This window comes from Salinivibrio sp. PR932 (assembly GCF_001996125.1).
Lineage (GTDB): Bacteria > Pseudomonadota > Gammaproteobacteria > Enterobacterales > Vibrionaceae > Salinivibrio > Salinivibrio proteolyticus.
In genome coordinates, this window is the sequence record NZ_MUFM01000002.1 from 25158 (window position 1) to 37823 (window position 12666).

Here is a 12666-nt window from a genome sequence, read left to right on the forward strand (position 1 = left end):
CTGGAACATGATGACAACACTAACAGATAAACTGCAGCGTGAGATTGGCTACCAATTCAATAACGCGGCATTACTTGAGCTTGCACTGACACACAGAAGCGCCAATGGCACCCACAATGAGCGTTTGGAGTTTCTGGGTGATTCAATTCTCAGCTTTGTGATTGCTGACGATCTCTACCACCGTTTTCCCAAAGTGGATGAGGGGGATATGAGTCGTATGCGCGCAACCTTGGTGCGCGGCAATACTTTGGCTGAGATTGGCCGTGAGTTTTCACTGGGCGAAGTACTGCGCCTTGGCCCAGGAGAACTTAAAAGTGGCGGCTACCGCCGAGACTCAATTTTGGCGGATGCGGTAGAAGCGCTGATTGGTGCTATCTTTTTGGATAGTGATATTGATACGGTGCAGCGCATTATCCTCAACTGGTATCAACAACGCTTAAATACCATTGAGCCAGGCGTCAGCCAAAAAGACCCCAAAACCCGCTTGCAAGAGCACCTACAAGGCAAGCGTAAACCGTTACCGTCTTACACGGTAATGAAAGTACGTGGCGAGGCACACAACCAAGAGTTTACGGTGGAGTGTCAAGTGGCAGGACTGGAGCGTTCTGTGATAGGTAAAGGCAGCAGTCGTCGCAAGGCAGAGCAAGCGGCTGCAGAGTTAGCATTACAGAAGTTGGCACAATGACACAAGCACAGCACTGCGGATTTATCGCCATTGTCGGGCGTCCAAACGTCGGCAAATCGACCTTGCTCAACCGTCTCGTTGGGCAAAAGCTCTCGATTACGTCACGCAAACCGCAAACCACGCGCCACCGCATCATGGGCGTAGATACCCGTGATAACTATCAAGCCGTCTATGTAGATACACCGGGACTGCATATTGAAGAAAAGCGTGCGATCAACCGCCTGATGAACCGAGCGGCAAACAGCTCGTTGACCGATGTTGAGCTCGTTCTTTTCTTGGTGGATGGCACCCACTGGACCAAAGATGACGAAATGGTTCTGAACAAGCTGGCGCGTTCCGGGTTGCCAACCGTACTCTTGGTTAACAAAGTGGATAATGTGCGTGAAAAGACCGAACTCTTCCCGCACCTACAAACCTTGTCGGAAAAGATGGAGTTTGTTGATGTGATCCCTGTGTCCGCGAAACACGGTACCAATATCGATGTGGTCGAGCAGCGTGTTCGCGATGCGTTGCCTGAGTGTGAGTACTACTTCCCGGAAGAGTATGTGACAGATCGCTCGCAACGCTTTATGGCGTCAGAAATCATTCGTGAAAAGCTAATGCGTTTCACGGGTGAAGAGTTGCCTTACTCGGTGACCGTCGAAATCGAGCGCTTTGATTACAATCCAGAGACGGATGGTTTTCATATCAATGGCCTGATTTTGGTCGAGCGCCATGGACAAAAGAAAATGGTGATTGGTAAAGGCGGCGAGAAAATCAAACGCATCGGCCGTGAGGCCCGACTCGATATGGAAGATCTATTTGAGCGCAAGGTCTACCTCGAGCTTTGGGTTAAAGTAAAATCCGGCTGGGCAGATGACGAACGTGCACTGCGCAGCTTGGGCTACATTGACGATCTCTAAGTTACCCACTCGGTAGATATACACAGGAGGGGCGGCGTGGACGGCTTTCAACGCGGTTTTGTGCTTCACTCACGCCCCTATAGCGAAACCAGCCTGATCCTTGATGTGTTCTCAGAAGGGGAAGGGCGAGTTAGCTTGCTGGCTAAAGGCGCGCGCGGTAAGCGCTCTGCACTCAAAGGTGCCTTACAACCTTTCACCCCACTGTTGCTAAAATGGGGCGGTCGCGGCGAATTGCGTACCCTTCGGAGCGCTGAAGCGACCGGTTTGGCGTTACCACTCTCTGGCAATGCGCTCTATTCTGGTTTTTATCTCAACGAAGTTTTAATGCGCGTCCTTGAGCCGCAAACGCCGTACCCGACGGTCTTCCTCGATTATGTCACTGCACTGACGCAACTAGCACGCTATAACAACCCTGAGCCGGCACTGCGCCGTTTTGAACTCGCGTTACTCGAGGCGCTGGGCTATGGGGTTGATTTTCTTCATTGCGCTGGCAGTGGTGACCCGATTGACGATAACATGACGTATCTGTTTCGCGAACAACAAGGGTTTGTCGCGTCCCTGATGAAAAGCCAACAGCGGCAGTTTACCGGTCACGATCTGCGTGCGCTGGCGACGCGTCAATTTGACACCAGCGACCAATTGCGGGCTGCTAAGCGGTTTACACGCATTGCGCTTAAGCCATACTTAGGCCCTAAGCCGCTCAAAAGCAGAGAATTGTTTAGAAGGAAATAATCATGAATAAGATTTACTTGGGTGTGAATATTGATCACATTGCCACCGTGCGTAATGCGCGTGGTACCGCGTACCCAGATCCTGTCCACGCGGCTGAAATGGCAGAACGTGCCGGGGCGGATGGCATCACTGTCCATTTGCGTGAAGATCGTCGTCATATCACGGACCGCGATGTGCGCATTCTCAAAGAAACGCTACAAACGCGCATGAATTTAGAAATGGCAGTGACCGATGAAATGGTGAAAATTGCCCTCGACACCCAACCTGAATTCGTCTGTTTAGTTCCCGAAAAGCGTGAAGAATTGACCACCGAGGGAGGGTTAGATGTCGCCGGTCAATTAGACAAAGTAAAAGCGGCAACACAAGCTCTGACTCAGGCGGGCATAAAAGTATCGCTCTTTATCGATGCTGACCGTGAGCAGATTGATGCCGCTCACCAGTGTGGTGCGCCCTATATCGAGCTGCATACGGGTCACTATGCTGATGCCAGTAACGACAACGACCGCCAAGCTGAATTGAAGAAGATTTCCGCTGCGGCCAGCTACGCGGCGGATCTGGGCATTAAAGTGAACGCCGGACACGGCCTGACTTACCATAACGTCACGCCCATTGCGGCGATGCCAGAAATGCATGAGCTGAATATTGGTCATGCGATTATTGGCCGCGCCATGTTTGATGGCCTGCAAAAAGCGGTGGCAGACATGAAAGCGATCATGGAATCCGCGCGTCGCTAATGGCAATTTTAGGCATCGGCACTGATATTGTTGAGATTGCGCGCATTGAGGCGGCGCTGTCTCGCAGTGCCCGTTTTGCGGATCGTATTCTGACTGAGCCAGAGCGGGCTCAAATGGCGGCAACCCAGCAACCGGGACGCTATTTGGCGAAACGGTTTGCCGCGAAAGAAGCTGCCGCGAAGGCACTAGGAACCGGGATTGCTCAAGGGGTCAGCTTTCAAGACTTTACGGTGAGCAATCAACCGTCGGGGCAGCCCGTGCTGACCCTTTCTGGCAAGGCACAACAGCTAGCGATGGCCCGAGGTGTTAGCCATTGCTGGCTAACGCTCTCTGATGAAAAAGCCTATGCGGTGGCGCACGTGATCCTTGAGGGCACACCGGCGGCTTAAGGCCGCCGACGTATTTTACGCCTCGTCGTTCAAATACTGGGGCGCTAGCTGCTCGATATGGGCAATCTCGTCTTGTAGCTCCAGTAATTCCGGCTCGACGGTGTCGATATCTGCGCCCGCTTTGAGCTGCGTTTCCAGCTCATGACACAGCGCTTTGAGTTGCGGAACGCCGCTATATGCACAGCTGCCATGCAACTTATGAATCGCTTGCCATAAATCCTCGGTAGAGCAGGTGCCGGCCAATGCTTGCTCCACGATGGCTTTGACGCCAGCAAATGAGGCAATCAGCATCTCTAGCATTTCTTTGGCGAGATCTTCTTTACCCGCGGCTTGGCTTAACGCTCGTTGCCAATCGAGATGGCGCGCACTTTGATCGGTGCAAACCGCTTTCGAGGCGGGTTCCACATCATTCACTGTCACGGCGGAAAGCTCGTCAAAGCGTAGCCAGCGCGAGAGAGTGCTTTCTAACATGGCCTCTTCAATCGGTTTGGTGAGATAGTCATCCATGCCCGCTTCCAATAAGCGCTCTCGCTCGCCCGGCATCGCATGAGCGGTGACAGCCACAATGGGCGTTTGCTGGTTCATACCCGCTTTACGAATTTCCTGACAGGCCGTGACCCCATCCATTTCTGGCATTTGGATATCCATCAAGATGATGTCGAAGGCTTGCTGGTGGGCAAGTGCTAAGGCTTTAACCCCATTTTCGGCGGTCACCACTTTCTCGACCCGTTCGGCCAGCAAAGCGGTGATCAGCTTTAAGTTGGCGGGGTTATCATCCACGGTCATCACTGTGTACGGCGCTTTTTGATGGCTGCTGGGTTTGGGCAGTGGCAGCGGCGTAGGCTCGGGCGAACCCAGTAATGTCTCAAGGAGCTTGCGTTGTGGGATCGGTTTCGCAATGCAGGCGCTGACGCCGGCTTTTAATAAGTGTTCGGAGGCTTCCAGCTCTGTGGTCGGTAGACACACAATCACGCTGTTTGCTCGTTGCTCACAGGCGAGCACGGCTTGTTTCATGCTTTCGATTTCTGGCATTTTTCCGGCGTCAAAACATAACAGCGCAAAGGTGTATGCGTGATCGCTGAGCATCTCGACATCGGCGACGGTATCGATGTTTAACCCCACTTGCCCTAATCGATGACGGAGGATCTCCCGTGTACGAGGGTTGGGTTCAACAATTACCAGATCACGGCCAACCAACGGCTCGATATCAATTGGCTGCGAGACGGGTAAATCAGTCTGAGTGAGTTTCAACGTAAACCAGAATGAAGAGCCTTGGTGTAGGCGACTGGTAAAGCCGATGTCCCCGCCCATCTGTTGCACCAATTTTTGGGTGATCACCAACCCAAGGCCTGTCCCGCCATAACGGCGTGAGATACTGGCATCGGCCTGACGGAAGGCTTGGAAAAGCTGGGCTTGCTGGCGCTCTGAGATGCCAATGCCGGTATCTTTGACCATAAACTGTAGCTCCATGGTTTCATCATGTAGCTGTTTTAAATCGACACTGACATCAATGTTGCCACGCTCTGTGAATTTGGCGGCATTACCAATCAAGTTGATCAGCACTTGCTGAATACGTAACGGGTCACCAACCGCGCCAGCAGGGATACGGGCATCGGCACGTAAGGTTAGCTCCAACCCTTTTTCATGCGCCATGGGTGCGAGCAGACGCATGACTTCATCCAGCATATCTTGGAAGTCAAAAGGAATGTTTTCCAGCAGCAGTTTCCCAGCTTCGAGTTTGGAGAAGTCGAGAATGTCGTTGATGATGGTCAACAGGTTATTGGCGGACTTTTCTATGGTCAGTAAGTAATCGCGTTGGCTACTGCTCAACTCTGTTTTCAACATCTGCCGGGTAAAGCCAATCACCCCGTTCAAAGGCGTTCTCAACTCGTGAGACATATTCGCTAAGAACTCAGATTTCACCCGAGCGGCTTCTTGAGCATTCTTTTTAGCGATGTCTAATTCAACGTTTTGGATCTCGAGCTGCTCGAGGGTTTCGCGCAAGTCACAGGTAGCCTGATCAATGCTTTGCTGCATTTCCAAATGGTACTCGGAAAGCGAAATAGCCATGGCGTTGATGCCATTTTTGAGGGTATCGAGCTCACCCAGCAGCTCACCTTCAATACGAACATCCAAGTGCCCGCGACGGATCCTATCGACTAAGCTCACCATATTCGCAATGGGATGGGTGACATCTGAGATCAATCGGTATGCAAAGAAGCATGAGAGGATCACGCCGAGTGCGACCATCACCAATGCGGTGATCATCTCTTGATATTGCTTGAGCCGCACCGAGCTTAGATCCAGCTCCATCGCGATATAGCCTAAGGGACGCTCGACGTTTAACCCAGGCGTAAAACGGCCAATTTCCAGAATAGGCGCCCGTAAAATTAGGGTCTCTTGCTGTTGGCTTACCTGTAACTGTGTCGGGATAGGTTGGCCATTATTGACCGATAGCATCGCCAAATCACGGTGATAGTTGGAGGTAACAAACAATTCGTTGTGGCGATCGAACACCGCAATACTGCGTACAAACTGGGAGTGCTGGCGGTGCGCAAAGCCAATTAAGCGTCGCACATTTTCGCGGCTATCGTTTTTTAATCCAACCTCACTGGCAATCGCCAAAGGCTCGATAATGGCAGACCCTGTGATGGTAAGTTGTTGTTCCAAGTCCTGATAACGCGTGCTGGTAAAGAACGCACTCAGCAGGAGGCCAACAATCAAGGTAGGCGCAATGGTCAACACGGAGACACGGGTGCGGAGTCCATATTTGGTCATGCTGGATAAACTATGGGAAAATAATGGCTGTAATTAGCTGCCAGTGTACATGATTCAATAACTAAATAGTCAGCGAACTATCACAACTCCCACTGGCAGGACCTCTTTGACTCGCTTGCGACGACAAGCACTTTGACACTGGAATCCACCATGGCGCGCTTTTTTAAGCCTCAGAAGAAAAAAAACGTTGAACAAAAGCATCAGCTGCTCGCGATTCAACGCCTCGACCACCACGGTGATGGGGTCGGCTATTGGCAGAAAAAACCTATCTTTGTTCCGGGCACCTTGCCCGGTGAACAGGTACTGGTGCAGCTCACCGAGCAAAAGCGTCAGTATGCGCGGGCCAAACTGATTAAACTCGACCAGCGCGCGGAAACTCGCATTGAGCCGGCTTGCCCTTTGTATCAACAATGTGGCGGCTGTAGTTTGCAGCATTTAAGCCACTCAGGCCAAGTGGCACACAAGCGCGCAGTGCTGACAGAATTGATTGAAAAATTTGCCGGAGACGAGACGGTCGAGCTGTCGGATGGCGCCATCGATAGCCCTTGGCAGTATCGTCGTCGTGCGCGCATCAGCTTAAAAGTCGACAATAAAGGGGCGCTGACCATGGGGTTTCGAGCTCGTCAAAGCAATGCCATTGTCGATGTGGACCACTGTCCTGTCCTTAGTGAACCCTTAAATCAGCTGCTTGCCAGTTTACGGCCTTGTTTAGATGGGCTGCGAGGACGCCGAATCCTCGGCCATGTTGATTTGATTGAGGCAGACAATGGCTGTATTGCGTCGTTGCGCACCACCAAGGCGTTACATGCAGAAGATAGGCAAGCGCTTCAAGCATGGGCAGAGCTGACAGGCTGCATGTTGTATTGGCAGCAAGCTGACGGGCCGCTTGAACGAGTGGTGGGCGAGCCTCCGTATTACGAGAGCCAACAAACCCGCCTCTATTTTCAGCCTGGCGACTTTATCCAAGTCAACGCGGCGGTGAACCAACAGATGGTCGCCCAAGCACTAAACTGGCTAGAGCTTGCGTCAACCGATGTGGTGTTGGATCTGTTTTGTGGTCTTGGCAACTTCAGCATCCCCATGGCAAAACAGGCGAAAACCGTGATTGGGGTAGAAGGGGTTGAGGCGATGGTTTCGCAAGCTCAGGATAATGCGAAGGCCAACCAAGTAAGCAATGCGCAGTTTTACCAAGCAGATCTCAATGGTGAGACGCTGAATGGGGACTGGACACAGCACGCATTTGATAAAATCCTGCTCGATCCCGCTCGAGCAGGGGCTGCCGGAGTGATGGACTTTGTGGCACAATCTAGCGCTACACACATTGTTTACGTGTCCTGCAACCCAGCAACGCTGGCGCGGGATAGTCGCGTGTTGTTGGCACAGGGTTACCAACTAACTCGCTTGAGTATGCTTGATATGTTTCCGCAAACAGGGCATTTGGAATCCATGGCACTGTTTCGACGCTAGGCGTCGTCAATGATGTGTTCGATCTAAAGCCACGCGGTTAAACATGGATATGCCTCTTTCGCTGAGGCGAAAGATAAGGATAGGAACAGTTATGGTTGCGGTACGAGAAGCCCATCTGCATGAAGATGAAGCCTTTGATCTTCAAACTTGGATTGCGCGGTTAGGACAAGACGCCTCAACCGCTCAAGCACTGCTGGATGGGTACAATTATTGTCGTACGTTAGGGGATGAAACGGCGCTGAGCCAACCGCTGTGGCGTGGCCGAGAGATGATTGAAATCTTGGTGACCCTGAGTATGGACGCCGACACGCTCCTCGCCGCGCTCTTCTTCCCGGTGGTGGAAGCCAAATTGCTGGCGCTCGATACCTTGGAAGAGCGCTATTCGCCCGCGATTGTCAAACTGATTGAGGGCGTGCAGCAAACTGCCGCCATCCGTCATTTGAATACCCAAACCGATGCCGAAGCAACCTCAGCACAGGTGGATAATGTTCGCCGCATGTTACTGTCTATGGTCGAAGATTTCCGTTGCGTGGTGATCAAGCTGGCTGAGCGTATTTGCTATCTGCGTGAAGTTAAAGATGCACCGGAAGAGGTGCGTTTGCAGGCGGCGAAAGAGAGTGCCAACATCTATGCACCCTTGGCCAACCGTCTCGGTATCGGTCAGTTAAAATGGGAAATCGAAGACTACGCCTTCCGCTACCAGCATGCGCAGACCTATAAACAAATCGCGAAGCAACTGGCTGAACGGCGTATCGATCGCGAAAACTACATTACCGCGTTTGTCACTGATCTGCAGCAGGCGATGGAAGCCTCACACATCAACGCGCAAGTCTATGGCCGTCCCAAGCATATCTACAGTATTTGGCGCAAAATGCAGAAAAAAAATCTGCAGTTTGATGAGCTGTTTGATGTACGTGCGGTGCGCATTATCGCCGAAGAACTACAAGACTGTTACGCCGCATTGGGCGCGGTGCACACCAAATATCGTCACTTGCCGAAAGAGTTCGATGATTACGTCGCCAACCCCAAACCCAACGGTTATCAGTCGATTCATACCGTCGTATTGGGGCCGGAAGGCAAACCGGTCGAAATTCAAATTCGCACCCGTCAAATGCATGATGATGCGGAGCTCGGGGTGGCGGCGCACTGGAAGTACAAAGAAGGCTCGGCCAGTGGACGCAGTGGCTATGATGAGAAAATTACCTGGCTGCGAAAACTCTTGGCGTGGCAAGAAGAGATGTCCGACTCAGGCGAAATGCTGGATGAGTTGCGCAGCCAAGTCTTTGATGATCGCGTGTATGCCTTTACGCCGCGTGGCGATGTGGTCGACCTGCCAAGCGGTGCGACGCCGCTCGACTTTGCCTACCACATTCACTCCGAAGTTGGCCATCGTTGCATTGGTGCCAAGGTAGAAGGACGCATTGTGCCTTTCACCTATCACTTGCAAATGGGGGATCAGGTTGAAATTATCACCCAAAAAGAGCCTAACCCCTCACGTGACTGGCTGAACCCAAGCTTAGGCTTTGTGAATTCGAGCCGAGCGCGGGCAAAAATCAATGCTTGGTTCCGCAAACAAGACAGAGATAAAAACATTGCCGCGGGTAAAGAAATTCTCGATACCGAACTACAAAAAATTGGCGGTGCCAGTAAAGATGCGAGTTTGGCGCTCAAGCGCTTCAATGTGAATTCACTGGAAGAGCTGTATGCGGGGGTCGGAAGTGGCGATCTGCGCATCAATCAGGTGGTTAATCACATTAACAGCCTGATCAACAAGCCAAGCTTGGAAGAAGAAGAGCAACAGTTGCTGGAAAAACTTCAGCAAAGTGAACAAAAAACCGTAGGTGGAAAAACCCATCGTGATGCGGTGGTGGTTGAAGGGGTTGATAACCTGATGACCCACCTCGCGCGTTGCTGTCAGCCGCTACCGGGTGATGACATTATGGGCTTTGTGACCCAAGGACGTGGTATTTCAGTACACCGTGCGGATTGTGAGCAACTCAACGAACTTCGTCACCATGCGCCGGAGCGAATCATCGCCACCGTTTGGGGAAAAGGGCATGTCGGGCAATACCATGTGCGCATTCGCTTATCCGCCAATGAACGTACCGGGTTAGTCAAAGACATTAATACCGTGCTCAGTAATGAAAAAGTCCGCGTTGCGGGCATGCAAAGCCGCGTCGATTACAAAAAGCAGATGTCTATCATGGACTTTGATTTAGAGATTTCCGATCTCGACACGCTTAGCCGAATTGTGAATCGGTTGGAGCAAGTCAAGGATGTGGTAGAGGCCAAACGACTCAGATAAACATCACGCCCTGTTATCGACAGGGCGTTTTTTTAAGGATAACGAAGTATGGCGTCGATTGACGATTTACTGACTATCATGGCGACCTTGCGCGACCCACAAAAAGGGTGCGATTGGGACAAAGCCCAAACCTTTGCCTCTATCGTGCCTCACACGCTCGAAGAAGCCTACGAAGTGGCCGATGCCATTGAGCGTGAACACTGGTCGGACCTAAAAGATGAATTAGGCGATTTACTCTTTCAAATAGTGTTCTACAGTCAATTGGGACGCGAGCAAAATCGCTTTGATTTTGATGCCGTCGTGGGGGCGATTTGTGACAAGCTCACCCGTCGTCACCCGCATGTCTTTGGGTCTAAAGACAGCCAAGGTGAACCGCTGCACGGCCCTGACTGGGAAGGGATTAAAGCGCAGGAGCGTGCCGACAAGGCGGCGTCAGAACAACCCACTAGCGTATTAGACGGCGTTACGTTAGGCCTTCCCGCACTGGTGCGTGCGCACAAACTGCAAAAGCGTTGTGCGCGAGTGGGGTTTGATTGGGATGCGGTAGCGCCGGTGCTCGATAAAGTGCGCGAAGAAATTGCCGAGGTTGAGCAAGAACTGGCAATCACGCCGGTAGACCCCGCGCGGGTGGAAGAAGAAATCGGCGATTTATTATTTTCGGTGGTGAATCTGGCACGCCACGTAGGCACGGATGCGGAATCCGCGTTGCGTAACGCGAATCAAAAATTCGAACGACGTTTCCGTCAAGTTGAAACTCAATTACGCAATGATGAAAAAAATATTCAAGAATGTCAGTTAGATGAACTGGAATCGGCGTGGCAACAGGTCAAAAAGCAGGAAAAAAGCAACACGCTGTAAGTTTCATCATTGATTTGCGACAAATAAAAACAGTATGGTGTGTGATAGTTTTCACGTTGTGGGAGTGAGTGGGGTCTGGTATCATGACTTCCCGTCCAGATTTCCATTAATTTCCTCTAAATCCAACTCTCAGGTTTAGCATGACGACGAATTACATTTTTGTTACGGGCGGTGTTGTATCCTCCCTCGGTAAGGGTATTGCTGCAGCCTCATTGGCAGCCATTCTTGAAGCGCGTGGCCTCAACGTCACCATCATGAAACTCGACCCTTATATCAACGTGGATCCAGGGACAATGAGCCCTACCCAGCACGGGGAAGTATTCGTCACGGAAGACGGCGCCGAGACCGACCTTGACCTCGGTCACTACGAGCGCTTTATCCGCACCAAAATGACCAAGCGTAATAACTTTACCTCTGGTCGCGTATACGCGGATGTTCTGCGCAAAGAGCGCCGCGGAGATTACCTGGGAGCCACCATTCAGGTGATTCCACACATCACTAACTCGATCAAAGACCGTATCATCGCCGGTGGTGAAGGTCACGACGTGGTGATCGTGGAAATTGGCGGCACTGTCGGTGATATTGAATCACTGCCATTCCTTGAAGCGATTCGCCAACTGACCGTGGAAGTCGGTCGTGAGCGTGCGATGTTTATGCATCTTACCTTGGTGCCATACTTGGCAGCGGCGGGTGAAGTGAAAACCAAGCCTACCCAGCACTCGGTAAAAGAGCTTCTATCAATTGGTATCCAGCCGGATGTCCTTGTTTGCCGTAGTGAGCGTCCAATTCCAGCCAATGAGCGTGCAAAAATTGCACTGTTCTGTAACGTACCAGAGAAAGCGGTTATCACCATGAAGGATGTGGATTCAATCTACAAAATTCCTTCATTGATTCGCTCTCAAGGGCTGGACGACTTGGTTTGTCAGCGCTTTGGTATCCAAGCGCCAGAAGCCGACCTGTCTGAATGGGAACAAGTCATTTACGAAGAAGCCAATCCAATGGGCGAAGTCACCATTGGTATGGTGGGTAAGTACATCGAACTGCCTGACGCGTATAAATCTGTCAACGAAGCGCTGAAGCATGGCGGATTGAAAAATCGTCTGACTGTCAACATCAAGTATGTTGACTCACAAGATCTCGAAACCCGCGGCACTGAGCTGCTCGATGGTTTAGATGCGATTTTGGTTCCGGGTGGTTTTGGCGATCGCGGCGTCGAAGGCAAAATCCTTGCCGCACAATATGCGCGTGAAAACAAAGTGCCTTATCTTGGCATTTGTTTAGGCATGCAAGTGGCGTTAATTGAGTACGCCCGTAATGTTGCTGGGATGGAAGGAGCTAACTCCACCGAATTCAGCAAAGACAGCAAATACCCAGTGGTGGGACTGATCACCGAGTGGGTCGATGAAGAAGGTAACGTGGAAGAGCGTAGCGAATCCTCTGATTTGGGCGGCACCATGCGTCTAGGCGCACAGCTTTGCCACCTGTCTGAAGGGTCTAAAGCGCATCAGCTATATGGCAACACTCAAATCCACGAGCGCCATCGTCATCGCTATGAAGTGAATAACTTGCTGCGTCCACAATTGGAAAAAACCGGTCTACTTGTATCGGGCTTGTCGGCAGACAAGAAGCTGGTAGAAATCATCGAAAACCCAGCACATCCATGGTTTGTGGCCTGTCAGTTCCACCCAGAGTTCACCTCGACTCCTCGCGACGGCCACCCGCTATTCGCTGGGTTCGTTGCGGCTGCAGGTAAAAAGCAGCGCGGTGAGCTATAACACAAATGTGAAGCGGTAGTCCTGACGGGCGGCCGCTTTTT

General features: G+C 51.6%; 10 protein-coding genes. 9 read left to right on the plus strand and 1 reads right to left on the minus strand.

All coding sequences use genetic code 11. The annotated features are described in order from the left end of the window. Positions 1 to 10 precede the first annotated feature (10 nt). The 5 genes from rnc to acpS are packed head-to-tail and all read left to right on the plus strand — an operon-like array spanning position 11 to position 3442. Complete coding sequence (gene rnc, locus BZG84_RS00990) at positions 11 to 685, plus strand: ribonuclease III (RefSeq protein WP_069591301.1); 675 nt, start codon at positions 11 to 13, stop codon at positions 683 to 685. Next, the gene (gene era, locus BZG84_RS00995; RefSeq protein WP_069591303.1) at positions 682 to 1587 is read left to right on the plus strand and encodes a GTPase Era; all 906 of its coding nucleotides are present in this window, start codon (positions 682 to 684) and stop codon (positions 1585 to 1587) included. The genes rnc and era overlap by 4 nt, the downstream gene beginning before the upstream one ends. Positions 1588 to 1623: 36 nt before the next feature. Then, positions 1624 to 2319 (plus strand): DNA repair protein RecO, encoded by a 696-nt coding sequence (recO, locus tag BZG84_RS01000; protein ID WP_069591305.1) that lies wholly within the window; start codon positions 1624 to 1626, stop codon positions 2317 to 2319. Positions 2320 to 2321: 2 nt separating this feature from the next. Further along, positions 2322 to 3053 (plus strand): pyridoxine 5'-phosphate synthase, encoded by a 732-nt coding sequence (gene pdxJ / locus BZG84_RS01005; RefSeq protein WP_077479927.1) that lies wholly within the window; start codon positions 2322 to 2324, stop codon positions 3051 to 3053. After that, the gene (gene acpS / locus BZG84_RS01010) at positions 3053 to 3442 is read left to right on the plus strand and encodes a holo-ACP synthase (protein ID WP_077479928.1); all 390 of its coding nucleotides are present in this window, start codon (positions 3053 to 3055) and stop codon (positions 3440 to 3442) included. Before pdxJ ends, acpS begins: the two co-directional genes overlap by 1 nt. A gap of 15 nt (positions 3443 to 3457) precedes the next feature. On the opposite strand, the gene barA is transcribed toward acpS, so the two are convergent. Next, complete coding sequence (barA, locus tag BZG84_RS01015) at positions 3458 to 6220, minus strand: two-component sensor histidine kinase BarA (RefSeq protein ID WP_077677931.1); 2763 nt, start codon at positions 6218 to 6220, stop codon at positions 3458 to 3460. Between the two features lie 150 nt (positions 6221 to 6370). On the opposite strand from barA, the gene rlmD reads away from it, so the two are divergent. From rlmD to BZG84_RS01035, 4 genes are all read left to right on the plus strand, one after another. Next, entirely contained in the window at positions 6371 to 7687 is a 1317-nt protein-coding gene (gene rlmD, locus BZG84_RS01020) for a 23S rRNA (uracil(1939)-C(5))-methyltransferase RlmD (protein WP_077479930.1), read from the plus strand. Positions 7688 to 7778: 91 nt separating this feature from the next. After that, complete coding sequence (gene relA, locus BZG84_RS01025; RefSeq protein ID WP_069591315.1) at positions 7779 to 9992, plus strand: GTP diphosphokinase; 2214 nt, start codon at positions 7779 to 7781, stop codon at positions 9990 to 9992. A gap of 48 nt (positions 9993 to 10040) precedes the next feature. Beyond that, positions 10041 to 10850, plus strand: a complete 810-nt coding sequence (gene mazG, locus BZG84_RS01030) for a nucleoside triphosphate pyrophosphohydrolase (RefSeq protein WP_077479931.1) — start codon at positions 10041 to 10043, stop codon at positions 10848 to 10850. A gap of 140 nt (positions 10851 to 10990) precedes the next feature. After that, positions 10991 to 12625 (plus strand): CTP synthase, encoded by a 1635-nt coding sequence (locus BZG84_RS01035; protein WP_069591319.1) that lies wholly within the window; start codon positions 10991 to 10993, stop codon positions 12623 to 12625. The last annotated feature ends 41 nt before the right edge of the window (positions 12626 to 12666 follow it).

What these genes read in the sequence shown, in the direction of transcription:
- relA (WP_069591315.1), top strand. Translation starts at nt 7,779, where the DNA reads ATGGTTGCGGTACGAGAAGCCCATCTGCATGAAGATGAAGCCTTTGAT.
- rlmD (WP_077479930.1), top strand. Translation starts at nt 6,371, where the DNA reads ATGGCGCGCTTTTTTAAGCCTCAGAAGAAAAAAAACGTTGAACAAAAG.
- BZG84_RS01035 (WP_069591319.1), top strand. Translation starts at nt 10,991, where the DNA reads ATGACGACGAATTACATTTTTGTTACGGGCGGTGTTGTATCCTCCCTC.
- pdxJ (WP_077479927.1), top strand. Translation starts at nt 2,322, where the DNA reads ATGAATAAGATTTACTTGGGTGTGAATATTGATCACATTGCCACCGTG.
- mazG (WP_077479931.1), top strand. Translation starts at nt 10,041, where the DNA reads ATGGCGTCGATTGACGATTTACTGACTATCATGGCGACCTTGCGCGAC.
- acpS (WP_077479928.1), top strand. Translation starts at nt 3,053, where the DNA reads ATGGCAATTTTAGGCATCGGCACTGATATTGTTGAGATTGCGCGCATT.
- rnc (WP_069591301.1), top strand. Translation starts at nt 11, where the DNA reads ATGACAACACTAACAGATAAACTGCAGCGTGAGATTGGCTACCAATTC.
- barA (WP_077677931.1), bottom strand. Translation starts at nt 6,220, where the DNA reads ATGACCAAATATGGACTCCGCACCCGTGTCTCCGTGTTGACCATTGCG.
- era (WP_069591303.1), top strand. Translation starts at nt 682, where the DNA reads ATGACACAAGCACAGCACTGCGGATTTATCGCCATTGTCGGGCGTCCA.